General features: G+C 72.3%; 21 protein-coding genes, 1 pseudogene and 1 riboswitch. Of the genes and pseudogenes, 11 read left to right on the top strand and 11 right to left on the bottom strand.

Annotation, left to right across the window (positions count from 1 at the left end; translation table 11 throughout):
* Window positions 1-216 precede the first annotated feature (216 nt).
* From ACZ6I3_RS34520 to ACZ6I3_RS34540, 5 genes are all read left to right on the top strand, one after another.
* Window positions 217-1,464, top strand: a complete 1,248-nt coding sequence (locus ACZ6I3_RS34520; protein ID WP_469420104.1) for a DegT/DnrJ/EryC1/StrS family aminotransferase — start codon at window positions 217-219, stop codon at window positions 1,462-1,464.
* Between the two features lie 4 nt (window positions 1,465-1,468).
* Window positions 1,469-3,754 (top strand): lipopolysaccharide biosynthesis protein, encoded by a 2,286-nt coding sequence (locus tag ACZ6I3_RS34525; protein WP_469420105.1) that lies wholly within the window; start codon window positions 1,469-1,471, stop codon window positions 3,752-3,754.
* A 228-nt stretch (window positions 3,755-3,982) separates the two neighbouring features.
* Window positions 3,983-5,788 carry a glycosyltransferase gene (locus ACZ6I3_RS34530; protein WP_469420106.1) on the top strand — a complete coding sequence of 602 codons (1,806 nt, stop codon included), beginning with the start codon at window positions 3,983-3,985 and terminating at the stop codon, window positions 5,786-5,788.
* Window positions 5,785-6,237 (top strand): hypothetical protein, encoded by a 453-nt coding sequence (locus ACZ6I3_RS34535; protein ID WP_469420108.1) that lies wholly within the window; start codon window positions 5,785-5,787, stop codon window positions 6,235-6,237. Before ACZ6I3_RS34530 ends, ACZ6I3_RS34535 begins: the two co-directional genes overlap by 4 nt.
* Complete coding sequence (locus ACZ6I3_RS34540; RefSeq protein WP_469420110.1) at window positions 6,234-7,385, top strand: glycosyl hydrolase; 1,152 nt, start codon at window positions 6,234-6,236, stop codon at window positions 7,383-7,385. The genes ACZ6I3_RS34535 and ACZ6I3_RS34540 overlap by 4 nt, the downstream gene beginning before the upstream one ends.
* A 16-nt stretch (window positions 7,386-7,401) precedes the next feature.
* Here ACZ6I3_RS34540 and ACZ6I3_RS34545 read toward each other — a convergent pair whose 3' ends face one another.
* The 3 genes from ACZ6I3_RS34545 to ACZ6I3_RS34555 all read right to left on the bottom strand — a co-directional run bounded on the left by ACZ6I3_RS34545 (window position 7,402) and on the right by ACZ6I3_RS34555 (window position 10,717).
* Complete coding sequence (locus ACZ6I3_RS34545) at window positions 7,402-8,157, bottom strand: polysaccharide deacetylase family protein (protein ID WP_469420111.1); 756 nt, start codon at window positions 8,155-8,157, stop codon at window positions 7,402-7,404.
* A gap of 83 nt (window positions 8,158-8,240) precedes the next feature.
* Complete coding sequence (locus tag ACZ6I3_RS34550) at window positions 8,241-9,605, bottom strand: glycosyltransferase (protein WP_469420112.1); 1,365 nt, start codon at window positions 9,603-9,605, stop codon at window positions 8,241-8,243.
* Window positions 9,606-9,646: 41 nt separating this feature from the next.
* Window positions 9,647-10,717, bottom strand: a complete 1,071-nt coding sequence (locus tag ACZ6I3_RS34555) for a GNAT family N-acetyltransferase (protein WP_469420211.1) — start codon at window positions 10,715-10,717, stop codon at window positions 9,647-9,649.
* Window positions 10,718-10,903: 186 nt separating this feature from the next.
* Here ACZ6I3_RS34555 and ACZ6I3_RS34560 point away from each other — a divergent pair, with 186 nt between their 5' ends.
* Complete coding sequence (locus tag ACZ6I3_RS34560; protein WP_469420113.1) at window positions 10,904-11,752, top strand: HAD family hydrolase; 849 nt, start codon at window positions 10,904-10,906, stop codon at window positions 11,750-11,752.
* Here the strand turns inward: ACZ6I3_RS34560 and ACZ6I3_RS34565 are convergent.
* On the bottom strand, window positions 11,716-12,483 hold the full coding sequence (locus ACZ6I3_RS34565) for a transglycosylase SLT domain-containing protein (protein WP_469420114.1): 768 nt from the start codon (window positions 12,481-12,483) through the stop codon (window positions 11,716-11,718). The two genes, ACZ6I3_RS34560 and ACZ6I3_RS34565, sit on opposite strands and share 37 nt — an antisense overlap.
* A 3-nt stretch (window positions 12,484-12,486) precedes the next feature.
* A riboswitch (cyclic di-AMP (ydaO/yuaA leader) is annotated at window positions 12,487-12,661 on the bottom strand.
* A gap of 506 nt (window positions 12,662-13,167) precedes the next feature.
* On the opposite strand from ACZ6I3_RS34565, the gene ACZ6I3_RS34570 reads away from it, so the two are divergent.
* The 4 genes from ACZ6I3_RS34570 to ACZ6I3_RS34585 all read left to right on the top strand — a co-directional run bounded on the left by ACZ6I3_RS34570 (window position 13,168) and on the right by ACZ6I3_RS34585 (window position 17,557).
* On the top strand, window positions 13,168-14,178 hold the full coding sequence (locus ACZ6I3_RS34570) for a polyprenyl synthetase family protein (protein ID WP_469420116.1): 1,011 nt from the start codon (window positions 13,168-13,170) through the stop codon (window positions 14,176-14,178).
* A 232-nt stretch (window positions 14,179-14,410) separates the two neighbouring features.
* Window positions 14,411-15,637 carry a LolA family protein gene (locus ACZ6I3_RS34575; RefSeq protein ID WP_469420117.1) on the top strand — a complete coding sequence of 409 codons (1,227 nt, stop codon included), beginning with the start codon at window positions 14,411-14,413 and terminating at the stop codon, window positions 15,635-15,637.
* A 59-nt stretch (window positions 15,638-15,696) separates the two neighbouring features.
* Window positions 15,697-16,695, top strand: a complete 999-nt coding sequence (locus ACZ6I3_RS34580) for an ABC transporter ATP-binding protein (RefSeq protein ID WP_469420118.1) — start codon at window positions 15,697-15,699, stop codon at window positions 16,693-16,695.
* Entirely contained in the window at window positions 16,682-17,557 is an 876-nt protein-coding gene (locus tag ACZ6I3_RS34585) for an ABC transporter permease (RefSeq protein ID WP_469420119.1), read from the top strand. The genes ACZ6I3_RS34580 and ACZ6I3_RS34585 overlap by 14 nt, the downstream gene beginning before the upstream one ends.
* A gap of 3 nt (window positions 17,558-17,560) precedes the next feature.
* Here ACZ6I3_RS34585 and ACZ6I3_RS34590 read toward each other — a convergent pair whose 3' ends face one another.
* From ACZ6I3_RS34590 to ACZ6I3_RS34600, 3 genes are all read right to left on the bottom strand, one after another.
* Window positions 17,561-18,142 carry a flavodoxin family protein gene (locus ACZ6I3_RS34590; protein WP_469420121.1) on the bottom strand — a complete coding sequence of 194 codons (582 nt, stop codon included), beginning with the start codon at window positions 18,140-18,142 and terminating at the stop codon, window positions 17,561-17,563.
* 111 nt (window positions 18,143-18,253) lie between these two features.
* Window positions 18,254-19,633, bottom strand: a complete 1,380-nt coding sequence (locus tag ACZ6I3_RS34595) for an amidase family protein (protein ID WP_469420213.1) — start codon at window positions 19,631-19,633, stop codon at window positions 18,254-18,256.
* A gap of 83 nt (window positions 19,634-19,716) precedes the next feature.
* Window positions 19,717-20,208 (bottom strand): DUF6668 family protein, encoded by a 492-nt coding sequence (locus tag ACZ6I3_RS34600; RefSeq protein WP_469420214.1) that lies wholly within the window; start codon window positions 20,206-20,208, stop codon window positions 19,717-19,719.
* A gap of 173 nt (window positions 20,209-20,381) precedes the next feature.
* On the opposite strand from ACZ6I3_RS34600, the gene ACZ6I3_RS34605 reads away from it, so the two are divergent.
* On the top strand, window positions 20,382-22,256 hold the full coding sequence (locus tag ACZ6I3_RS34605) for a tetratricopeptide repeat protein (RefSeq protein ID WP_469420122.1): 1,875 nt from the start codon (window positions 20,382-20,384) through the stop codon (window positions 22,254-22,256).
* A 6-nt stretch (window positions 22,257-22,262) separates the two neighbouring features.
* On the opposite strand, the gene ACZ6I3_RS34610 is transcribed toward ACZ6I3_RS34605, so the two are convergent.
* From ACZ6I3_RS34610 to rarD, 4 genes and pseudogenes are all read right to left on the bottom strand, one after another.
* Entirely contained in the window at window positions 22,263-23,210 is a 948-nt protein-coding gene (locus tag ACZ6I3_RS34610; protein WP_469420124.1) for a M28 family metallopeptidase, read from the bottom strand.
* 151 nt (window positions 23,211-23,361) lie between these two features.
* Window positions 23,362-23,835 (bottom strand): VOC family protein, encoded by a 474-nt coding sequence (locus ACZ6I3_RS34615; protein ID WP_469420125.1) that lies wholly within the window; start codon window positions 23,833-23,835, stop codon window positions 23,362-23,364.
* A gap of 7 nt (window positions 23,836-23,842) precedes the next feature.
* Window positions 23,843-23,965 (bottom strand): annotated as a pseudogene (locus ACZ6I3_RS34620) (winged helix-turn-helix transcriptional regulator); the annotation flags it as partial.
* A gap of 53 nt (window positions 23,966-24,018) precedes the next feature.
* Entirely contained in the window at window positions 24,019-25,032 is a 1,014-nt protein-coding gene (rarD, locus tag ACZ6I3_RS34625; protein WP_469420126.1) for an EamA family transporter RarD, read from the bottom strand.
* Between the last annotated feature and the right edge of the window lie 94 nt (window positions 25,033-25,126).

The raw sequence follows: 25,126 nt of genomic DNA on the forward strand, positions 1-25,126 counted from the left end.
CCGAGGAGGCGGATCCGGGCGAACGGGGCAGGTGGGTGTGGGGGTGACCGCTCGGTGCGACTCGGACGGGGCGGAGGAGGCGACACTTTCGTACGTGCCGGAAGTTATCCACAGGACGCGACGCAATCTTGACGGAGCGGTGCGAACGGGGCGACTCTGGGCGGGTGCCGGAAGGCCTCGGGGAGGGGGCGTTCCCATGGCACACCAGGGGGGCGGATGGCCATAGGGGAGGCCGGTCCGGGCTCGGTGCGGCGTGGTCCACAGCCGAAGCGGCTGGAAGAGGCCATGCGCGTCCGGCTCGGCCGGGAATGTGTGTATGTACCGTCGTGCCGTTTCGGGCTGTACGTGGCGCTGCGCCACTGGTGCCCGCCCGGCGGACGGGTGCTGATGTCGCCGGTCAACGACGACGTGATCTTCTTCGTCGTGCTCGCGGCCGGACTGCGCCCTGTGCAGGCGCCGCTGAACCCGCTCGACGCGTCCATCGACGTCGACGCCGTGCCCGAGGAAACCTGGCGCTCGGTGTCGGCCGTGCTCACGACGAACCTGTACGGGAACCCGGACCCGGCGCCGCGCCTCAGGCGGAAGTGCGACGCGCTCGGGATCCCGCTGTTCGAGGACGCGGCGCACGCCATCGGCAGCAGGGTGGGGGACCGGCCGGTCGGGGCGTGGGGGGAGGCATCCGCGTTCAGCCTGTCCAAGCATGTGGGCGCCAAGGCCGGAGGCATGCTCTCGCTCGCCGATCCGGGGCTGCGGGAGGCGGTGGAGAAGACCTGCGCGGGGCTGCTCGAACCGCGCCGGGCGAGTTCCGAACTGGCTTACGCCGTCCGGCCGTTCGCCGAGGCGACGGTGCGCGGGCTGCGGCTGCGGCGCGCCGCCTGGGCCGCGATCCGGCTGCTGGGCCTCGCGGACCGCGAGGAGATCCGGATGCCGCTGCGCCCGGACGAACTCGCCCAGGCCGAGCGCCGGGCGCCCGGGCTCGAGGCCCACCACCCTTGGGTGCGGGTCGACATGCACGACTACCGCCAGGAGTCCGGCCTGTTGCGGCTGCGGCGCATCGGGCGCAAGCTCGACCGGCTCGACGACGTGCTCGACGCCTGCCGGGCGGGCACGGAACTGCTGCTGTCCACGCCTTGGGCCAAGCCGCGCGACGCGTACGGCACCCAGCCGCTGTTCCGCGTCCCGCTGTTCGTGGCGGACCGGGACGCGGCGATCGTGGCACTGGCGCGACGGGGCATCATCGTCGGCTACCTCTACGACCCGCCTCTGGACGACTACGCCGGAGCGGAGTTCACCGACCCCTCACCGGCCCCCGAGGCGGCCCGCTGGTTCGCGCGGCACGCGCTGCCCGTGGATCCGCTGCGGGCGCGGACGGCCGTCGAGGTGCTGGAGCGGTCCGGGGCACAACCGGTCGAAGCACCGGGGGAGCTGCCCGGGAGCAGGCCGACACCGGGAGGGCTGGGGTAGTCCCGTGACTGAGATCCAGGTGCACGAGCCCGCCCCCACGCGCGCGGACGGGGGCGGGCCACGGCCTGCCGACAGCGAACACACGCACGACTCGCTGTTCAAGAACGCCTACTTCCTCATGCTCAGCACCGGCGTGTCCGCCGTGCTGGGGCTGGGATTCTGGCTGGTGGCCGCCCGCTACTACTCCGAGGAGGCCGTCGGCCAGGGCTCCGCCGCGATCGCCGCGATGCGGCTGCTCGCCAGCATCACCGCGACGACGATGATCGGGGCCGTCGTGCGCTTCGTCCCGCGCGCGGGACGGGAGACCGGGCGCCTGGTGTGGGGCACGTACGCGGCCAGTTCGCTGGTCGTGGCGCTGGCCGCCGCCGTCTTCCTGCTCACACTCGACGCCTGGGGAGCGTCGTACGCCCCCCTGGGCACCCCCATGGCGGGGGCGGTGTTCGTCGCGGCGTGCGTGGCCTGGGCGCTGCTCACCCTCCAGGACGGTGTGCTCACCGGACTGCGCAAGGCGGAGTGGGTGCCGGCCGGGAACGCGGTGTTCTCGGTCGGGAAACTGGCCCTGCTCGCCGTATTCGCCGGCACGCTGCCCGTCCTCGGCATCTTCGTCTCCTGGGCGGCGGCGATCGCCTTCTCCACCCTGCCGCTTGGCTGGCTGATCTTCCGCAGGCTCATCCCCGGCCAAGCGGCACACGACCGCGAGAAGGAGCCACCGAGACTCCGCGACATGGGCCGCTTCCTGGCCGGGGACTCACTGGGCGCGCTGTTCAGCCTGGCCATGATCAACCTGCTGCCGGTGATGGTCGCGGTCCGCTTCAGCGCCGCGGAGAACGGCTACTTCTACGTGGCGTACACCGTCGGCGGCACCATGGAGTTCATGGCCATCAACATGGCCTCGTCCCTCACCGCGCACGCCTCGCACGACCCGCGCCAACTCGCCGACGGTGTCCGGGGCGCCCTGCGGCGCATGACGCTGCTGCTGGTCCCGGTCGTGCTGGTGCTGGTCCTCTTCGCCCCGTACATCCTCACGCCCTTCAGCCCGGACTACGCCGAGCACGGCTCGACCGTGCTGCGGCTGCTCGCCCTCGGCGCGCTGCCGCGGGTCGTGGTGGAGCTGTACATCGGCGTACTGCGCGTCCAGGGGCGTACGGGTGTGCTGGCCGCGCTCCAAGGCGCCATGTGCGTCCTGGTGCTGGGCAGCGCGGCCGTGCTGTTCACCCCGGCGGGGATCGCGGGCGCCGGCTGGGCGGTGCTGCTGAGCATGACGCTGATCGCCGTCGTCTCCTCGGTCGGGCTGCGCGCGGCACTGCGTCACAACGACGGCGCGCCTCCCGTCCGTACCCCCGACGACCCCTCCTACGGCACCCGCTGGGCCAAACTCAACGCCACCGCCGGATACGGCACGACCTGGGCGCGCCGGGCCGCGTACCAGCCCAAGGACGGCGGCCAGGGCGGTGACCAGGACACGGTCACGCTGTTCATCGGCCGACCGGGGTACGAACGCGAGGCGCTCCAGGCGGACACCCTGGCGCTGATCGTGCGGCCGGAGGGGCCACCCCGGGAGCTTTCTCACGAGTCCGGAGAACCACCGCACGACCCCGGACAACCGCTCACCGACCAGGAGCCGCAGGAACGGCGGCTCAGAGGCGCCCTCTGGAGCCTGCTCGGTGTCGCCACCGTCTTCTTCCTGGCGCCGCTGCGCGACCTGCCCTGGCTCGACGACCCCTCCGAAGCGGCACTGACCGGACGTCAGCTGCTGGAGGGGCTGCCGCTGCCGTCGCTCACCTCGGGGGGTCTGCTGCTCGTGGTGTTCGTCGCCGCGCTCACGCTGTGCGCCCGGCGCGACCCGTGGCTGCCCGGCACGGCGCTGTACGCGGCCCTGCTCGCCCTGTACACCGCACCGGTCGCCCTCGGTCGGGAACCGCGGCCGGTGGACGGGGCGTTGTACGAGAAGACGGCCGGCTTCCTCGCGGACACACTGGGGCTCGAAGGGCCCGAGCCGCTGCTGCGCTGGGCGCCGCCGGTCTGCCAGCTGCTGTGCCTCGTGCCGCTGTGGCTGCTGCTCGCGAGCGCGGGCGGGCGGCTGACGTGGCCGGGGCGCTGGGGGGTTCTGTATCTCGTCGCGGTCGGCGGCTGGGTGTGGCGCGACGCGCTCGCACCCGTCGCGCCGCCCCTGCTCGCCGCCCTCGTCCTGCTCCTGCTGCTCCGCCGCGCCGCGTCGGCGTGGACGCGCTCCCGCTCCAGATCCAACCGAACGGCCGACGGACCACCGCGCGGCCGGCCCAGCGACTGATCACGATCCAGCGTCGAACAGACACGATCCAGCGCCGAACAGAGTCGAACAGAGCCGAATCGCCAGGGGGGAACCACCGTGCGTCCGCCAGCAACTCCACGGGAGAGATCCACGCCAGAACCCACACCCGCCCGGGACCAAGCGGACTCGTCGGCTCCCCACCCCGAGACCTCCAGCCAGTCCTCCAGCTCCACTTCCTCGGAGTCGTCGAGCCCCGCCCATGAGCCCGTGACGGACCTGTCCGATCTGCCTCCCGTCTGGCCCGGGCGCCGCGCCCTCGCCTGGCCCGGCGTGCCGCTGTTCGCCGCGCTCGCCCTCTGGGTGTACGCCGTGCGGCACACCGACGTCTCGCGGCTCGACGACTACGGCCTGGTCACCGCGCTGCACCCCACCTTCTGGGCGGGCCTCGCGGTGCTCACCACCGGCTTCTGGTTCACCGTCCGCGATCCGCGCCGGCGGGGCGGCTGGGCGGCCGCGTACGTTCTCGGGCTGCTGGTGATGGAGCGGGCCACCCAGGCCGTGGTCTACCCGACCCCGCTGTACGCCTGGGCGTGGAAGCACGAGGCGGTCATCGACCATCTGCTGACGGCCGGCGGCCTGCAAACGGCCGACCAGGTCGGCGACATGGCGGTGTACGACCAGTGGCCGGGCTTCTTCGCCGCCCAGGCCGCCCTGGTGCGGCTGCTGGGCGTGGACTCGGCGGCGATGTTCATGGCCTGGTGGCCCCTGGCCTCCAGTCTGATGCTGCTGCTCCCGCTGCTGCTGATCTACCGCACCTTCACCGAGGACCGGCGGCTGATCTGGACCGCGGTCTGGCTCTTCTGCGTCGCCAACTGGGTCGGGCAGGACTACTTCTCGCCCCAGTCCGTGGCCTACGCGCTGCATGTCGGCGTCCTGGCCGTGGTCCTGCGCCGCTTCGGCCGGTCCGCGGTGCGGCGCGGGCAGCCCCGGCAGGCCGTGTGGACGGTGGTGATCACCGTCATGCTCGTGGCGATCGTCATCTCCCACCAGCTCACCCCGGGCATGCTGGTCGTCTGCCTGCTCGCCCTGTGCCTCAGCCGCCGCTACCGCGACTGGGTCCCGGTGGCCACGACCGTCGTGATCTTCCTGGCCTGGTGTCTCACGGCGGCGCTGCCCTTCCTGTCCGCCGCGATGCCGGACATGATCCGCTCGGTCGGCGACGTCGGCGCCAACGTCGAGACGGGGTACGGCGCCACCCCGACCGGCACCGGAGCGATCGCGACCTCCTGGGCGGCCCGGCTGCTGTCCGGTTCCGTCCTGCTGCTCGCGGCGCTCGGCGTGCTGCGCCAACGGGTGCTGCGGCACCGGGCCCGGCCGCTGCTGCTGATCGCCGCGGCCCCGCTGCCGATGTTCGCGGCCAGCAGCTACGGCAGCGAGATGATCTTCCGGGTGCTGCTCTTCATGCTGCCCGGCGCCGCGTTCTTCGCCGCCGCCGCGCTGCTGCCCAAGGTCCGCACCCTGGCCGCCGACGCCGCCGCCCGGGAAGCCGGCGGCCGGCAGACCGCCTCCCCCAAAGGCATGCTCGGCGTCTGGCTGCCGCTGGCCGCGCTGCTCGGCGGAACCCTGGCGTTCGTCCCGGCCTACTCCGGCAAGGACCGGATCAATTACTTCCCGCCGCAGGAGGTGGACCTCGTACGGCAGCTGTTCGACCAGGCGCCCGAAGGCTCGCTCGTCGTGGCCGCCAACCGCAACTACCCGCTCGCGTACGACTCCTACTGGAGCGTCGACCACTACTGGTTCCTCGACGACGCCCGCGGTCACGTCGACCGGATCGTCCAGAAACCGGCCGCCACCCTCGCCAGTGACATGGCCGGGGTGGAGCGGCCGGCCCGGGCCTACTTCCTGCTCACCCAGGGGCAGTTGGCCAACTCCGAGATGAACGGCCAGCTCACGAAGGCGCAGCTGGACCGCGTCCGGAAGTCCGTCGCCGCCTCACCGCGGTTCCGGCTCGTGGCGCAGAACAGCGCCGGATGGCTCTACGTACTGAAGCAGTCCGAGGGAGCGGAGCGATGACACCGCAGGAACTCGTGGTCCGGATGCTGCCGCCGTTCGGCGGCTGGCTCGCGCTCGCCGCGCTCGCCCTGCCCGGCGGATCGCCGCTGCGGGGCGCAGCGGTCGTCCTCTTCCTGGCGGCCGGCCCGGGCGCGGCGATGGTCAGAGTCTGCGCCCCCGCACTGGGGGCGCGGCCCGCCGAAGGGCCCGTGGAGCGCCGGGACCCGGACTTCGCACGCCACTCCGACCTGCTGGAGCGGCTGATGCTGGTGCTGTTCATGAGCATCGGTGCCGTGATGCTCGCCGCGACCGTGCTGATCGCCACGCACACCTTCAGCGCGCAGCGGGTGCTGCTGACGCTGACTCTGCTGACCACGCTCGCCGCGTTCTGTCCGCCGCTGCGCGCCTCCCCGCAGTCGAGCACAGCGGCGAGGACGACGCCGAGTACACCGAAGGGTTCCGCTCAGTGAGGTTCAACCGTCCCCACCGGTCCGACCGCCCCCGCCGATCCCACCGCCCCTTTCGCCGCGACCCGAACACGACGACCGGGGAGCGGCCGGCCGCCGGCCCGTTCGCATCGGGCCGGCGCCGTCTGCTGATCACGTCCGCGACGGTCGTCAGCGCGGTCCTGGTCGGCGCCCTCGCCCTCCGGGACGCCTCCGGACCGGACCCCCAGGGCGCCGGCGCCAAGGCGGACTGCCGTCCCACGGCCCTCCTGGAACCGCCCTGCGGCGCCTGGTTCGGCGCGTTCGTACCGCATGAGCGGGGCGACCTGCCCGAGAAGGTGCGCGCCTACGAGCAGCGCGTGGGCCGCGAGCTGGACATCGTGTACACGTACCACGACATGTCGCTGCCCCAGGGCACCCGCCGTGAGGGCCAGTTGCTCACCCCGGAGGAACGGCGCGTCGGCGAGGACCGCCTGCTGCTGCTGTCCTGGGAGAGCAAGTGGTGGGGCGGCACGAAGAAGCAGCAGCCGACCTGGAAGCAGATCGCGTCCGGCGAGCTGGACGACAAGGTCATCGACGTCCAGGCCCGGCGCGTCAAGGAGTACGGCAAGAAGGTCTTCCTCTCCTTCGACCTGGAGATGGACACCCGCACCCCGGACAACGGCACCCCCGCCGACTACGTGAAGGCGTACCGGCACATCCACGACCGGTTCCGCGAGCTGGGCGTCGACAACGTGGTGTGGACGTGGATCACCACCGGCTATCTCGACCACGCCGACGAGATGAAGCGGATGTATCCCGGCGACCAGTACGTCGACTGGATCGGCTACAACCAGTACAACTACTACCGCTGCCACAAGGCGGGCTGGATGAGCTTCGCGCAGACCCAGAACGCCGCGCACGACTGGATCCGCGAGAACATCTCCGACGACAAGCCGCTGATGCTCTCCGAGTTCGGAACCGCCGAGGACTCGGCCCGCCCGCAGCGGCAGGCCGAGTGGTACGCCCAGGTGCCCGGGGTGCTGAAGGGCCTGGAAGGCGTCAAGGCGGCCCTCCAGTGGAACTACCGCGACCCCGGACCGCACTGCAACCTGGCGCTGGCCAACGACGCGGCCTGGGACAGCCTGCGCAAGGCGGCCGCCGACCCGTACCTGAACCAGCCGCTCAAATAGCCCACGGTCAGCGGGGTCAGCCCGCGAACTCGGGCCCGTGCACGACGGCACGGGCCCGCCGGTACCACCGCCACCCGATCGTCTTCGGCCCGTCGCGGTACGGCGCGACCCGCGCACCCGTCCCCGCCAGCCAGTCCTCGACATCGGCGACGGTGTGCGTTCGCCGGACGATGAGCCGTGCGATGCGGTACCGCTCGTCGTGGTCGGAGCTGAGCGCGTGCCGTACGGCGGTCGCCGTCTCGTAGCCGGCCCGGGCCGACATGGCCCGCACCCGCGGGCTGTTGTAGCCGTGCGGATAGGCGAGGTGGCGGACCTCGTGCCCGAGGGCGTCCTCCAGCACGGCCTTCGACGTGCGCAGTTCGTACGCCAGGTCCTTGCCGGACAGGGTGTCGAGCTGCGCGTGGCTGACCGTGTGGCTGCCGATCTCCATGCCGGAACGTTCCAGCTCCGCCGCCCGGTCCAGGGTCATCATCGGGGCGGGCGGCAGCAGACTGCGGCCGCCCGGGGCGATGGCGCCGGTGGTGAGATAGGCGGTGGCGGGCAGCCCGCGGCCGGCCAGCGTCTCGGCGGTCGGGCCGGGCAGATCGGCGAAGCCGTCGTCGAAGGTGAGCAGCACGGGCCGGGGCGGCAGCGGCGCCCGCCCGGCCAGGTGGTCGGCGATCGCGCTGATCGTGACGGGCGTACGGCCGCTGTCCGCCAAGGCGTCGAGGTGGGCCGCGAACTGCTTCGGCGTGACCGTGAACTCGGCGATCCAGCCAGGCGGGTCGTCCATCACCGCGTGGTACAGGAAGACGGGGATGGCCGGAGTGCCCGAGGGCGATATCGGTCCCTCACCACGCGTACGTGCCGACGTCCTCATCTCGCCCCCCGAAGCGTCCCCCGAACCTTCGCGCCGACCGTCGCGCGCAGCGCCCGCCGCGCCCGCACATAGCCGACGGGCCCGTACAGCATCCCCCTGCGCTGCAACCGCGACAGCCGCCGTGGCCAGGGATGCGTCCGCACGTCGTGGTCACCCGGCGCCCCGCCCCCGTCCGTCTCGCGTACGGCCGTCAGCGTCCGGGCGTGGGCGAGGCCGCGGGGCAGCCGCGCGAGGAACGCCGGCAGCAGCGCGGGCCGGTTCACCAGCACCGCGGTCAGATAGGCGGTGAGCCCGGCGCCGTAGCCGTACGCCTGGGTCTCCAGGTCCCGCCAGGTCTCCCGGTGGTGGTGCCACACCAGCGCGGACGGCGTGTAGCGCAGCCGGTGCCCCTGGGCCAGGACACGGACGAAGCCGTAGAGGTCGTCGCCGCCCCGGGCGGCCGTACCGGCACCGGTGGCCGGGTCGAAACCGCCGACGGAACGCAGCACCGCCGTACGGAACGCCATGTTGGCGCCGGAGCCGAACCGCCCCGCCGTGAACGGGAACAGCGGTTCGTCGACCGGCGGACGCGCCGGGTCGTACGTCCTTGGAGTGAAGCCTTTCGCGAAGCCGCCGTGGCTCTCCAGCAGCACCTGGGCCGGGGTCGTCAGCCGCGCGGGCAGGATCAGCCCGGTGGTGCAGCCGAGTCCGGCGTCGGCGGCGAAGGGCGTGGTCAGCTCGGTCAGCCAGCGCGGGTCGGCGACCACGTCGTCGTCGGTGAAGGCGACCACCTCGCCCTGGACGGCCGCGAGGCCCGCGTTGTGCGCGACCGCGAGGCCGGGCACCCGCTCGCACACGTACCGCACGCGCTCGGCGTACTTCCGCTCGACCAGCTCCCGCGTCTCGTCCGTCACGGGCGCGTTGTCGACGACGACGACCTCGAACCGTGGATGGTCCTGCGCCAGCAGCGAGTCCAGAGCGCGGGCCAGCTGCCCGGCCCGCTCCCGGGTCGCGACGACGACACTGGCGTACGGAGGCTCCCCGGCAGACCCCGCGTCCCCGGGCGCACCGGCGTCCGCGCTCGCGGAAGGAGAAGAAAGGGGCGCACATTCCGCTCGCGCACACTCCGCCCGCGCCCGCTCCGCCAGCACCCCCCGCGTGTCCGCCCCCTCCGGCACCCGCCCGAGCAGCGTGCCCACGGGCCGCCCACCCCTGCGGACCAGCACGAACACCTCGCCGTGCGTCACCGGCGGACTCCCCGGCCCGGGTCTGAGCACGGCCTCGTCACCGTCGAGGCCGTCGAGATCCAGCTCAGCGACCTGCACCGCCCCGATGTCCAGGAACCGCCGTATCTCCTCCCGCGCACGCGACGAACGAGCCATGCGCCCCTCACCCCCCACTCGTGTCAGGTACGAACTCGTGCTCAGGTACGGCGCAGCCGGGCCGCGCCCTTCAGGGTCCGCGCGGCCAGCGCCGCGAGCCGCGGCCTGCCCCGGACGAAACTGTGCGCGCGGCGCGCCGGCTCGCGGCTCAGCCAGTGCAGCGCCGCGCCCGCCCCCGGCCGCGTCACCGCACCCTCGTACACGGGCAGTTCGCCCGTCTTCAGCGCGTCCTTGTACTCCGCCGCGCCCCGCCCCAGGTCGAGCATGCCGATGCCCTCGGCGGCCGCCGCCTCGGCCATCCGCAGGTGCAGCACCAGACCCGGCGAGTACTTCGCGAACTCCGGGTCGTAGGCCGGGAACCAGCAGGCCAGGACGGATGCCGAGCGCAGTCCGAAGTGCGCGGCGACGGGCCGCTCCCCGGCGTACAGCACGGACAGCGTGCCGTTGCACTCCGGTGTCCGGGTCCGGGCCAGCCGTCCCACGAGCCGGGTGATCCACTCCCGTGCGAAGCGGTCCTGCCGGCCCGTCCTGCGGTACTGCGCCGACTTCCACTCCATGAGGGTGCGCAGCGCGGCCGGGTCGCGTTCGTCGAACACGAACCGCGTCTCGCCGGCCTGCCGTCCCAGCTTGCGCTCCTTGGCCAGGGTGGTCTTCAGGAACTTCGGCGACTGGGCGCGCAGCACCGACTCGTACGTCTCGTAGCCCTTCTCCACGTCGACGACGTAGGTGGCGTGCTCCTCGGCCGCGTACCGGACGAACAGCCGCTGCTCGGCCTCCAGGTTGTCGAAGGCGAAGCTCGACACCGAGCAGGCCTTGAGGAGCCGGACCGTGTCCAGGTCCAGGCCGGGCCGCAGGATCGCCCCCTGCGCGTCCGAGACGCCGAGCCCGATCGCCCGGCCCTGGCCCAACGGGCCCCGTTCGTAGGGCAGGAAGCCGACCGGCTCCAGACCCTCGTACACCACCGCGACCCGTGCCCGCGGCCTCACCAGGCCGACGGCTTCGGTGAACTCCGGTTCCATGAAGGGGTTGCGCGGTGCCTCGGAGGCAGCGCGCAGTGCGCGCCAGCGCTCCTTCTCCCCTTCGCCGAGCTCCCCGGGCCCAGCCACGCGAATGCGCCCACTGCTCAACCTGACCCCCCGATCAAGTCCCCCCTGGACACATGGAAGGTACCGCTCGAGACGGCCCCGACGGTAGGTAGCGGACCATGTTGTTGCCAACTGGTACAGAGGCCTTCAACCGGGCAATCGGCGTGCGCCGGGGGATGAAACGAACGGGCGCGCTGTCCGTATTCTCTGATCATGGCCGCACCCATCGCATATTCACTCATCGCCACCGACTTGGACGGAACGCTGCTGCGCGGCGACGACACCCTCTCCGACCGGTCGCTCGCCGCACTCGCGCGGGTGGTGGACACCGGTGCGCAGCACCTCGTGGTGACGGGCCGGCCGGCGCCGCGTGTGCGACCGCTCCTCGACGACCTCCGCTGCACGGGGCTCGCGGTGTGCGGGCAGGGCGCGCAGGTGTACGACGCGGGCGCGGACCGGCTGCTGTGGTCCATCACCCTGGACCGGGAACTGGCGGAGACCGCGCTCGGCAAGATCGAGGCCGAGGTGGGGGAGGTGTACGCCGCGGTCGACCAGGACGGGGTCGACGGGCTCACGCTCATCGAGCCGGGCTATCTGATGCCGCACCCGACCCTGCCGGCCGTACGGGTCGAGCGGCGCGACCACCTGTGGGGCGAGCCGATCAGCAAGGTGCTGCTGCGCCATCCCTACCTGACGGACGACGAGTTGGCGGCGACGGCCCGTTCGGTGGTCGGCTCACTGGCGACGGTGACGATGTCGGGGCCCGGCACGGTAGAGCTCCAGCCGTGCGGCGTCACCAAGGCGACGGGCCTGGCGCTGGCGGCCGAGCATCTGGGGCTGCGGCCGGCGGACACCATCGCCTTCGGTGACATGCCCAACGACATCCCGATGTTCGACTGGGCCGCCCATGGCGTCGCGATGGCGAACGCCCATCCCGAACTCAAGGCCGTGGCCGACGAGATCACCCTGTCGAACGAGGACGACGGCATCGCCGTCGTCCTCGAGCGACTGCTGGGCCGGGCGGATCAGTACGGGCCGTTGACGTTGTCGATCGAGCCGTAGCGGTCGGCCGCGTAGTTGCAGGCCGCCGTGATGTTGGCGACCGGGTCGTACGGGTCCCACGACGTGCCGTCCACGTGGTAGGCCTGGAAGGTCGGGTCGATGGTCTGGAGCAGGCCCTTGGACGGGGTGCCCTTGACCGCGTTGGAGTCCCAGTTGTTGATCGCCTGGGGGTTGCCGGACGACTCGCGCATGACGTTGCGGTGGATGCCGTCGTACGACCCCGGGATGCCCTTCTGCGCCATGATGTCCAGCGCCTCGCGGATCCAACCGTCGAGGTTGTCGGCGTAGGTCTTGGCGGAGGCCTGGGTGACCTTGGCGACGCCACCGGCCGGCTTGGCCGCGGCGGCCGGCTTGGCCGCCTTCTTCGGGGCGGCGGCGGCCTTGGTCGTCGACACCTTCAGCTTCAGACCCGGGTGGATCAGCTTCGGGCTGTCGCCGATGGCGGAGCGGTTGTCCTTGTAGAGCTTCTTCCAGCCGCCCGCGACGTCGTACTTGTCCGCGATGCGGTAGAGGGTGTCGCCCTTGGCCACGGTGTACGTGAGCGACTTGGGCTGGGCGGCCCGCTGCACGGACTGTGCGACGGCGGGTGCGCTCTGCGGCGCCTCGGCGGCGCTCGCGTAGGTGGCTCCGAGGAGCGGGAGGGTGAGTGCCGCTCCGCCGGTGCCCGCGATGGCGACACCTCGGGAGAGCGGGTTGGTTCTGGGGCGACGGTGCTTGCCTCGTCCGGCCATGGCGAAATTCCTCTCCGGCGCCTGCGAGGTGAGCTGTCGGGTTCGGGCCGGGAGGTGCCCGGCCGCGTACGGCGGTGTACTGCCGTGCGCGGCTTCACCCCGAGCCGTGCCGCTGTGCGGACCGGCGACTTACCTGGGTCCCCCGCTCCTGCCCTGCGTGAGTGAGTCGGTTCGTTGTGGGGGTCCGGGCGGTGGCAGGATTCGGCGTCCGCCGGACAGGCCGGGAACGTATGCGAAAGCACATGTCGGGAACAAGCACCGGAGTCACATATCGCGCGGTTGACCTTGGTCGGGGGCATTTGGCCCGCTTGATCCTTTGCGACAGGCAAGGTTCAACTGGCGTTCGGCTGAAGGGGGTACGGGTCGATGCCCGGGTGGCGCGGCACAGGGGTTAACGTGACTCAACTCACTGATCACGAGCCTGTGGGGCAATTACCGCCAATGGGAATTTGCTCAATCGTCATGGCAAATCGTGTATATCTCACTACCTCCTGGTAAGTCGATAAATGTCTGTTCTTATGAGCTGATCGAAAACATAACGGTCGTGATCAGATACCACCCGGCCTGTAACCATGGGCGCTGGCGGTGATCGAAACGTGACCGGATACGCTGACTCGAGTGATGGCAGCGACCTATCGACAATCCGCGTAATCACCGGCAGACACAGCAGACAGGAGACCCCTCGTGACCGACGTCGGGCCGTTCGGGCTGAGCGTGCGGGACCAGGCTCTGGAAGCCGATGTCCAGGCCGGGTTGGCGGCTGTCGAGGAAGGCTTGTTCGAGGCCACCAAGAGCGAGGTGCCCTTCATCACGGAGGCCGCCCAGCACCTGGTGCGGGCCGGTGGCAAGCGGTTCCGTCCGCTGCTCGTGATGCTGTCCGCCCAGTTCGGTGACCGGTACGCGCCCGGGATCGTGCCGTCGGCCGTCGTCGTGGAGCTGACCCACCTCGCCACGCTGTACCACGACGACGTGATGGACGAGGCGACGGTGCGCCGCGGGGTGGCGAGCGCGAACACCCGCTGGGGCAACTCCGTCGCGGTCCTCACCGGCGACTTCCTCTTCGCCCGTGCCTCGCACACCCTGGCCGACCTCGGCCCCGAGGCGGTGCGGGTGCAGGCCGAGGCGTTCGAACGGCTGGTGACCGGACAGATCCTGGAGACGGCCGGACCGCAGGACGGCCGCGACCCCGTCGAGCACTATCTGGACGTGCTGGGCGGCAAGACCGGTTCGCTGGTGGCCGTGTCGTGCCGGTTCGGCGCGATGATGTCCGGCGCCGGCGAGACGACCGTGGACGTGCTGACCCAGTACGGCGAGCGGCTCGGCGTCGCCTTCCAGCTCGCCGACGACGTCCTGGACATCGCCTCCGACTCGCACGAGTCCGGCAAGACGCCCGGCACCGATCTGCGCGAGGGCATCCCCACGATGCCGGTGCTGCGGCTGCGCGAGCGGGCGGCCCGGCTCGGGCTCGCGGATGACATCGCCCTGTGCGAGCTGCTGGACTCCGACCTCACCGACGACCAGCGGCACGCCGAGGCCCTGCGCCTGCTGCGCGCCCACCCGGCGCTGGAACAGGCCCGGAAGGACACCGTCCGCTACGCCGAGGACGCCCGTTCGGCGCTGGCCCCCCTGCCCGAGTGCGCCGCGAAGACGGCACTCGTGGAGCTGTGCGACGCGGTCGTGCACCGGGCCGGCTAGCCGGTCTTTCCCGTACGACCCCTACGGGTCGGGGGAGGAGCCGTCCCTCCGTGTCATACCCCAGCAGTACGTGGAGTTGAGTCCGGGGTCTGACGTATTGCCCTGGCCGATTTGGTCAGATGGACACCACGGAAAGACACCACTCCTCACCTGTTCGGGTGAGAATGGCGGCTCAGGGACGAGTGCGTGGACGACACGGACAGCCGCCGCCGACCACGGAGGTAGGGCACACATGGCACCGTACGCATCCGACGACAGCACGACCGCCGGGGAGGTCGACGAGCAGCGTTCCGGACGGCGCAAGGCCGCACGGTACGTCGTACCGGTCACGGTGATGGGGGTGGCGGCCGCGACGATCGGGCTGGTCCCCGCGCTCGCCGACTCCGGTGACCCGGACCTCCCGAAGATCACCGCACAGCAGCTCATCGAGAAGATCGCCAAGTCGGACGTCCAGCAGCTGTCCGGCACCGTGAAGATCAGCACGGACCTCGGACTGCCGGACCTCGGCGGTCTGGAGAGCAGCCTGATGTCCGGCGCCGCGGGCGGGGGCGAGGGCGGCTCCTCCGCCGACCCGACCGCCAAGCTCACCGAACTGGCCTCCGGCACGCACACCCTGCGCGTCGCGGCCGACGGCCCGGACAGGCAGAAGCTGTCGCTGCTGGAGAACGCCGCCGAGTACAGCATCGTCCACAACGGCAAGGACGTCTGGGCCTACGACAGCAAGTCGAACGAGGTCCACCACGGCACCGCCGCCGAGAGCGGCAAGGACCGGCAGCAGCCGCCGGCCACGCCGAAGGACTTCGCCGAGGAGGCCCTCAAGGCCGCCGACGACACGACCTCCGTGACCGTCGACGGCACCGCCCAGGTCGCCGGCCGGGACGCCTACAAGCTGCTCATCAAGCCGAAGCAGTCCGGCTCCACGGTCGGTGCGATCACCGTGGCCGTGGACGCGAAGACGGGCACGCCGCTGAAGTTCACGCTGACCCCGGCGAGCGGTGGCTCCGCCGTCGTCGACGCGGGCTTCACCCAGGTCGACTTCGCCAAGCCGGCCGCCTCGACCTTCGACTTCACCCCGCCGAAGGGGGCGAAGGTCACCGAGGAGAAGGCCTCGGAGCCGAAGGCGTCCGGCGAGGCCGAAGCGCGCGAGCACGCCCCGAAGTCCCTCCCGAAGTCGGAGAAGGACCTCGGCCAGGACCTCGACGGCATGAAGACCATCGGCGAGGGCTGGAACGCCATAGCCACCTTCGACACCGGCGGCGAGGGCGTGCCCTCCGGCGAGGCCGGCGGCGACCTCGGCGGCTTCATGAACTCGCTCGGCGACAAGGTCACCGGCAAGTTCGGCTCGGGCACGGTCTTCTCGACCCGCCTGGTCAACGCCCTGATCACGGACGACGGCAAGGTCTACGTCGGCCTGGTCACCAAGGACGCGCTCGTGAAGGCGGCCGACGCCGGCAAGTAGGTCCCGTACCGCCACAGGACGTCCGCAGCCCCCGGGACGTCAGGAGAACGAGGAAGCCGATGGGCGAACCGTCCGCCACGGAGCCCGAGCGGGTGCCGGAGCCGAGCGGCGCGGATGCCGCGGCCGGGGAACCGGCCATCGCCACCCACGCGCTCACCAAGCGCTACCGCGGCGGACAACTCGCCGTCGACGGTCTCGACCTGACCGTCCCGGCGGGCAGCGTCTTCGGCTTCCTCGGCCCCAACGGCTCCGGCAAGACCACCACCATCCGCATGCTGATGGGCCTCATCGAGGCCACCTCCGGCACGGCGCGGGTCCTCGGGCAGCCCATGCCCCGGGCCACCCGCGCCGTGCTGCCGCACGTCGGCGCCCTCATCGAGGGCCCGGCCCTCTACGGCTTCCTCTCCGGCCGCGACAACCTCATCCGGTACGACTCGGCCGACCCGGCCGCCGATCCGCGCACCCGGCGGGCCCGGGTCGCCGCCGCCCTGGACCGGGTGGGCCTGACGGCCGCAGGGGGCAAGAAGGCCAAGGCGTACTCGCTGGGCATGAAACAGCGCCTGGGCCTGGCGGCCGCGCTGCTCCAGCCGCGCCGGCTGCTGGTGCTCGACGAGCCGACCAACGGCCTCGACCCGCAGGGCATGCGCGAGATCCGCACCCTGATCCGGGAGCTGGCCTCGGACGGCACGACCGTCTTCCTCTCCTCCCATCTGCTCGACGAGATCGAGCAGGTCTGCACGCACGCGGCCGTGATGGCCCAGGGCCGTCTGATCACGCAGGGCCCGGTGGCGGAGCTGTCCGCCGGGGCACGCGGCAGGCTGGTGGTGACCACGCCGGACCCGGCGGAGGCGGCCCGGGTGCTGAAGGAGCAGGGCGTCGGCGACGTCGTCGTCACCGACGACCGGGTGACCGGCGAACCGCCGGACCGCGACCTCGCCGAGGTGAACGCCGCGCTGGTGACGGCCGGGGTGCGGGTGCGGGGCTTCACGGTCGAACGGGCCTCGCTGGAGGACGCGTTCGTGGCACTGACGGGGGAGGGCTTCGATGTCGCGGGCTGACACGGCGCGGGTCGCCGTACGCCCGGTGAGCCCGCTCTGGACCTTCGGGCTGCTGCGCAGCGAGCTCACCACGACCTTCCGGCGCTGGCGCACCCTCGCGCTGCTGGCCGTCCTGGCGGGCGTGCCCGTACTGGTCGGCATCGCCGTCAAGATCGAAACGGGCGACGGATCGTCGGCCGGCGGCGGGGGAGGACCGGCCTTCATCTCGCAGATCACCAACAACGGCCTGTTCCTCGTCTTCACCGCCCTGGCCGCCACCCTCCCCTTCTTCCTGCCGATGGCGATCGGCGTCGTCGCGGGTGACGCGATCGCCGGCGAGTCGAACGCGGGCACCCTCCGCTATCTGCTGGTCGCCCCGGCCGGGCGCAGCCGCCTGCTGCTCACCAAGTACGCGACCGTCGTCATCTTCTGCCTGGCGGCCACGCTCGTGGTCGCCGTCTCGGCGCTGACGGTCGGCGCGCTGCTGTTTCCGCTGGGCGACCTGACGACCATCTCCGGTACGCGGATCAGCTTCGCCGAGGGCCTGGGCAGAGCCCTGCTGATCGCCCTCGCCGTCGCCGCGTCACTGATCGGCGTCGCGGCGCTGGGCCTGTTCGTCTCGACGCTCACGGGCAGCGGCATCGCGGCGATGGCGACCACCGTCGGCCTGCTGATCACCGTCCAGATCCTCGACCAGATCCCGCAGCTGCACGCCCTCCAGCCGTACTTCTTCTCGCACTACTGGCTGTCCTTCGCCGACCTCATGCGCGAGCCGGTCTACTGGGACGACCTGACGAAGAACCTCGGCCTCCAGGCCCTGTACGCGGCGGTGTTCGGCTCCGCGGCCTGGGCCCGCTTCACGACGAAGGACATCACCGCGTAGGGCTCACTTCTCGTACAGGAACCGGGCGGGCGGTGCCTCCTGGGAGAAGAACGTCTTCGCCCGGGTCAGCGCCTCGGTGTCGTTCAGCACGTCACCGGGCTTGCTGCCGTTGCCGAGCAGCACCCCGCCGAAGCGCATCCCCAGGTACGCGGCCGAGTTGTGCAGCGTCCCGATCAGCGGGTCGGCGACCACCTCCTCCCGGTGCGCGAGGGCGGTGACGCCCCACAGGGTGCGTCCGGCCAGGGTCGCCTTGAAGTCGAGGCCGGGCGTGCGCAGCCAGCCCGACCAGTAGTCCAGGTAGCGCTTGGTCTGCGCGGAGACCGAGTACCAGTACAGGGGCGTGACGATCACGATGTCCGTCGCCGCGAGCGTGGCGTCGAGCAGGAGGGCGTGGTTGCCCTCGGTGGGGCGGACATGGTCGCTGTCGTGCCGCAGGTCCTCGAAGTCGGGCACGGGATGCTCGGAGAGGTCGAGCCACTGCTGTTCGGCGTCCGGGGGCAGTTGCTCGGCGGCCCGGCGGGCCAGCAGCTCGGAGTTGCCCTCGGTACGGGCGCTGCCCAGGACGAAAAGGAAGCGGCGGGTCATGGCGTCCCCCAGAAGAAAGGCGTGAAGAAAGGCGTGCGGCGATTACAGGCGCTTGCATCATATGCGCGCGCATTCAAATCCGCCAGGGGTGGCCGCACGCCCGGGGCGCCGTCAGCTCCCGATACGCGCCTCCGCCTCCCGGGCCACGGCCAGCAGCAGCGCCTCCCGCCCGTGCGGCGCGACCAGGTGCAGCCCGGCCGGGCAGCCGTCCTCGCCGAAGCCCGCCGGAAGGCTCAGCGCCGGATGCCCGCTGAGGTTGAACGCCCAGGTGAGCGAGGTGGAGTAACGGTCCCCTGGTCCTTCGTGGCCGTGCGGCGCGGTGGGTGCCGTGGGCGTCAGCAGCAGCTCGGCATCGCCGAACAGCCCGGCCAGCCGCCGGTCGTTCTCCGCCCGGACGCGGTGGGCCCCGGCCAGGTCGGCACCGGGTGCGCGCAGGGCGAGCCACGCGGGCCCGGGGTCCATGAGCCGCGGCGGCACCCGCGGTCGTACGAGCCGTACGACACCCGCCGCCACGAGCCGTTCCACCGCCGCCCGGGCGAGGGCGACGGGCTCCGGATCGGGCCCGGCGAAACCGAGGTCGGGCGACCAGAGGGCGGTGACGGGCAGGGTCGGGGGGACCGGCTCCGGCTCACCCGTCACCACCTGCCACCAGCACGCCGCGTCCGACGCCGAGCGGGCGAGCACGCCGGGGACGGCAAGCCCCGTACGGTCGGCGGAGGGCAGCCGTCCGGCCGTGGTCTTCAGCCCGACGACCCCGCACCACGCCGCCGGGATCCGCACCGACCCGGCCCCGTCACTGCCCGTCGCCAGCGGCACAAGACCGGCCGCCACCGCCACCGCCGACCCGGCCGAGGAACCGCCCGGAGTGCGGTCGGCCCGCCACGGGTTGACGGTCCGGCCGCGCGCGCCGAGCCCCCAGGTCTGCCAGGGCGTCCCCGGCCCGGGCACGGAGGTCGCCCCCACGACGATCCCTCCGGCCGCGACCAGCGGCCCCGCCGCACGCATCCCGTGACGCCCCTTCACGGCGATGGGCACACCGGCGAGCGGCAGCGACCCGCCCTCCGCGAACCCGTCGGCGACACCCCCTGCCCCTCCGGCACCACTCGTGCGAGGGGCATCCCCGGAGCTGTCGGCATCACTCGTGCGAGGGACACCCCCGGGTCTGGCGGCTGTGCTCCTACAGGGGAGATTCCCCACCCCGTCGAGGGCTCCGCCCGCGCGCCGGAGGTGCTCGGAGCCGTCGGCTCCACTCGTGCGAGGGACACCCCCGGGTCTGGCGGCTGTGCTCCTACAGGGGAGATTCCCCACCCCGTCGAGGGCTCCGCCCGCGCGCCGGAGGTGCTCGGAGCCGTCGGCTCCACTCGTGCGAGGGACACCCCCGGAACGCCCGTCGAGCAGCGTGTCCACCTCGCCCGCCCGTCGCAGCGCCTCCTCGTGCCACACCTCGACGAACGCGCACAGCTCCGGATCGGCCCGGTCGATCCGTTCCAGCGCCGCCGCGACCACGTCCACCGCGCGCAGCTCCCGGGCCCGTACGCCCGCCGCGATCTCCCCCGCCGACAGGGGCGCGGCCGTCAGCGTGCCGCTCCCGTCAGTCTGGCCAGGGGCGCCGTCTCGCGCGGCGGGTGGCCCAGTTCACCGAGCCGCCAGGACGGCACCCACGGCACGCGGTACACGTCGATGACCGCCTCCAGGGACTTGACCCGCTGGGCAAGCGGGCGCGGCAGCCGGCCCGGGGCGTCCGCCACGAGGACGACGCCGTCGAGGTCGAGCCCCGGCGGAGCCTGACCGCGCCGGAAGATCTCCACCGCACCGGCGACCGTGTCCAGCCCGGCCGCGTGCGTCCGGGCGACCAGCAGCACCGACGGCGGGTCGCCCGGCCCGGGCCAGGCGCGGCCGCTGTCATGACCGCCGTAGACCGCGGCGAGCGTGGAGACGCCCGCGCCGCCGTGCGTGCCGACCCAGGAGAACCGCCGGGCCCCGGCATGGGCGTGGGCCGGCTCCGGCGGTCCCGGCTCCGGGGTGGCCACCGGGCCGCGGATCCAGATCTCCGGGCCTTGTCGCATGCCTGTCTGCACGCACCTCTCCTCCCTCGTACTCCCGATCTTCATGCTGGCAGGAACAACGCGCGCCGGGGCCTACAGTCCTTGGGACGAGCCTGTGACACCGCGGTGACGTGAGAAACGGGAGCGAGCGGACACACTCGACAAGTAGGTGTACGACGCCGAGTGAGGGGACGATGTCGCGACTCAGCCGCGAGAAGAAGCGGGAACAGAAACAGGCCGCACACGCGGCGACTCCGGCGGCGCCGATCGACGTCCATGTCCCCGGGACAACAGGACACGGTGCCGGATCCGGTGCCGGTGCCGGAGCGGCGGGCGTGTCCGACAGTGCGTCCGTCGGCGGCGTCCCGGTCTTCGCGGCCCCCGGCGAGGAGATCCACAAGGCCGTCCTGAACCGCCTCCACCACATCGCCCTCGCCACCGGCCATGCCGTCCTCGCCACGATCCACGACGAGCGCATCGGCTACGTCGTCCCCCTCCGGGTCGACCCGGACGGCTCCAGCCACTTCACGGCCGAGCCGGTCCGTACGACCCCGCCGGAGGAGGCCGTCGCGGGACGCCCGCCGGAAGCGCCCCCGGCCGCGCAGCCGCCCACGGAACCACCCACGGCCGGCGCGTCGACGCAGTGGCCCCCGGCCGGCCCGGCTGTCGAGCCGCCTGCGGTCGGGCCGGTGGCGGGGCTGCCCACGTCGGGTGCTGCGGCGGAGTTTCCCTCGTCGGGTCCGGTGACGGAGTGGCCGAAGGCGGGTGCGGCTGCCGAGCCGTCTGCGGTCGGGCCCGTGACCGGTCTGCCCAGCTCGGGCGCTGAGGCGGAGCTGCCCATGTCGGGCCCGGTGACGGAGTGGCCCGAGGCGGGTGCGGCTGCCGAGTCGCCCACGGCATCGGAACCACCCACGGCCGGCACGTCGACGCAGCGGCCCACGGTCGGCCCGGCTGTCGACCCGCCCGCGGTCGGGCCGGTGACGGGTCTCCCCACGTCGGGCGCTGCGGCGGAGTTTCCCTCGTCGGGTCCGGTGACGGAGTGGCCCGAGGCGGGTGCGGCTGTCGACCCGCCTGAGGTCGGGCCGGTGGCGGGTCTCCCCACGTCGGGCGCTGCGGCGGAGTTTCCCTCGTCGGGTCCGGTGACGGAGTGGCCCGAGGCCGGCGCTGCTGCCGAACCGTCCCCTCAGGATCCCGGACCGATGCCACTCGCCGCGGAGCAGGAGCCCCCGCACAGGGACAGCGCCACACACGTCCTGCGCCCCGTACCGGAGCCCGGTGATCTCGGCGCGGCCCCGACGTTCCGGCTGCGCGCCGTACAGGAGCCGCCCGCACCCGAAGACACGCCCCCGGGCCCGGCCGCACCGCCCGGCACGGTCGCGCCCCCGACGGGTGAGTTCGGGCCGCCTCCGCCCATGGACGTGCGGCCGCTCCCCATCCCCGAAGCGGGTCCCGCCGCCGCGCCCCGGCGCACCAGGAAGCCCGACCCGGTGCTCGAAGCGGAGCTGCTCGCCGACCTCGACGCCAAGCCCACCCCCGCCCGCGGCTTCGACGCCGTCGCGGAGGCCATGTTCGGGGACGAAACGCCCGGCACCCCGGGCGACTCCGCAACCCCCTCCCTCGTCGCGGAGCCGATCACGCGGATCAACGAGGCCGTGAAGGAGGGCAGGATCGAGGCGGCGGCCGGGCTGGCGGAGCAGACCGTCGCACAGGCGTCGGCGGCGCTGGGGCCGGAGCACCCCGAGGTGCTCCGGCTGGGTGAACTCAGCGCGTACATCGCCTACCTGGCGGGCGACCCGCTCCGTGCCTTCCGGCTGTCGCTCGACCTGGCCGGTGCCCGCCGCCGTACGGGCGACGCGGAGGCCGCCTACGGCAACGTGCAGAGCGCGGCCACCGCCTGGCGGGCCGTGCGCGACCCGTCGGTGGGCCTGGAGCTGGGGCGCGACCTGATCGGCCTGTGGACCGAGCTCGCCGCCGAGGACGGTCCGGCCGCCGAGGAGGTCGAGCAACTGGAGTCGGCCCGGGCCCGCATGGGCCGCCTCACGGAACGCGCCCGCGACCAGGAGGGGTGACCCGGACTACTCCGACAGTTCCCACACCGCGTACGCGACCGCGTCGCTGTTGCGGTCGAGGGCCGTGTCGTTGATGTTGGCGGTGGTGTCGCAGGAGGAGTGGTAGCAGCGGTCGAAGGCCTGCCCGGCCGTACCGCCCCACTTGGCCGCCTGCGCCGCCGTCTTCGCGCGGCTGGCCCCGGTGAACAGGCCGCCCACCGGCACGCCCGCGCTCTTGAAGGGCGCGTGGTCGGAGCGGCCGTCGCCCTCGGTCTCGATCTCGGTCGGGACGCCGAGGCCGCTGAAGTAGTCCTTGAAGGTCTTCTCGACCGCCGGGTCGTCGTCGTAGACGAAGTAGCCGGGGTTCGGGGAGCCGATCATGTCGAAGTTGAGGTAGGCGCTGATCCTCGAACGGTCCCCGGTCGTCAGCCGGTTGACGTAGTAGCGGGAGCCGACCAGGCCGAGTTCCTCCGCGCCCCACCAGGCGAACCGCAGATGCTTGGTGGGCTTGTACTGCGCCCGGGACACGGCGAGGGCGGTCTCCAGGACGGCGGCCGAGCCGGACCCGTTGTCGTTGATGCCGGCCCCGGAGGAGACGCTGTCGAGGTGCGAGCCGGCCATCACGACCTGGTTCGCGTCACCGCCGGGCCAGTCGGCGATCAGGTTGTAGCCGGTGCGTCCCGAGGCGGTGAACTGCTGGAGCGTGGTGGTGAATCCGGCGGCGTCCAGCTTGGCCTTCACGTAGTCGATCGAGGCCTTGTAGCCGGTCCGGCCGTGCGCGCGGTTGCCGCCGTTGGCGGTGGCTATGGACTGCAGCTGGGTCAGGTGGGCCTTGACGCCCGCCAGGGGCAGGTCGGGCGCCGCCGCCGGTCTCGGGGGAGCGGACGCGGCATCGGCCACGGCGCCACTGGTCAGGAGCATGACACTCGCTATGCCGCCTGCTGCCACGGCACGCGCGGAAACGGAGAGCTTCATGTGGGGACTCCGAGTTCCTTCGGGCGGCCCGTGGGGTGTCCGAAGGCCGCCCAGAGTGAATGGGGTGCCTGGATGGTGAAGCTCGTACTGACTCTCCGTCAAGAGTCTGAACAGGACAGGGCGTTGTGAGGACGGCCGGTGTTCGCCGCTGTCACTGCACGCAGAACTCGTTCCCCTCCGGGTCCGCCATCAGAGCCCACTCGCCGCCCTGCTCCGCGACCCGCCGCAGCACCCTCGCCCCGAACCCTTCCAGTCGCGCGACCTCCTCCTCGCGCCGCCCCTCGCCCGGGTGCAGATCGAGATGGAGCCGGTTCTTGACCGTCTTGGTCTCCGGCACCCGCTGGAACAGCAGCCGCCGCCCCAGCCCGGTCCCGCTCTCCTCCTCGAACGGGTCCTCGGGGTGCCGTACGGCGACCAGGTCCCGGAAGGCGTGACGGCCGTGGAACTCCACGACGAGTTCCTCCGGCACGACACCGGCGCCGAGCAGCTTCCCGATGAGGACGCTGTTGTCCTCGACCTCGTAGTGGAGCGCGGCGGCCCAGAAGTCGGCCTGCGCGTGCGGGTCGTTCGCGTCGATGACGACCTTCCAGTGCACGGGGGCGGGACGTGCCGGTGTCTGTGTCATGTACCAGTTATACGGCGCGGGTGCCGTACGCGGTCCGGGCCGCGGCGATCTCGTCCTGGTGTTCCTCCGTCCAGGTCACCAGGGACTGGATCGTGGCGTGCGGCGTGCTGCCGAGGGAGGTCGGCTCGTACCCGCCGCCACGCATTTCGGCTCCGTGATCGGCATCCAGGCGGTGACCGCGGTCTACGGCCTGGCGTCCACCGGGTCCGGTCCCGAGGCCACGCTCTCGGCGTTCCGGGCGGCGCTGGTCGTGCCGGTCGTCCTGGTGGTGCTGGGCACGCTGATCTCGTCGGTGAGCGCGCGGGCGGCGCGACGGGCGGTGCGCAGCGCGTCCCAGGTGAGGAGCGTCAGCGCCAGCCACACCAGCGCGAACCCGGCCCAGCGCTCCGGCGGCATCTCCTCGTGGAAGTAGAGGATGCCGAGCAGGAACTGGATGACCGGCGTGGAGTACTGCAGCAGGCCGATGGTGGACAGGGGCACGCGGATCGCGGCCGCGCCGAAGCAGACCAGGGGCAGCGCGGTGACGATGCCGGCCGAGGCGAGCAGGGCCGCGTGCCCGGCGCCCTCGGTGCTGAACGTGGAGTCGCCCCGCCCGGTCAGCCACACCAGGAAGCCGAGCGCGGGCAGGAACTGGATCGCGGTCTCGGCGGCCAGCGACTCGATGCCGCCAAGGCCCACCTTCTTCTTCACCAGCCCGTACGTGGCGAAGGAGAAGGCGAGGGCGAGCGAGATCCACGGGGGCCGTCCGTAGCCGATGGTCAGCACGACGACCGCCGTGCAGCCGGTCCCGACCGCCGCCCACTGCACCGGCCGCAGCCGCTCCTTCAGCAGCAGCACCCCGATCCCGATGGTGACCAGCGGGTTGATGAAGTACCCGAGGGAGGCCTCGACGACGTGCCCGGAGTTCACGGACCAGATGTACAGGCCCCAGTTGACGGTGATGACCGTCGCGGCGACCGTGATCAGCGCCAGCTTGCGCGGCTGCCGCAGCAGCTCTCCGGCCCAGGCCCAGCGGCGCAGCACGAGCAGGGCGGCGCCGACGAAGACCAGCGACCACACCATCCGGTGGGCCAGGATCTCCACCGCCCCCGCCGGCTTCAGCAGGGGCCAGAACAGGGGGACGAGCCCCCACATCCCGTAGGCCGCGAACCCGTTCAGCAGTCCTATCCGCGCCTCGCCCTTCGGCTTGCCGGTCACGGGCCCCCTCCTTCGCACTTCGCACGTCGTCTTCCGCGACCACGAAGGTAACGCCGGGCACCCCCGGCTGTCATGCCCGTATCGGCATACGGTC

The organism is Streptomyces sp. NPDC041940, from assembly GCF_055589465.1.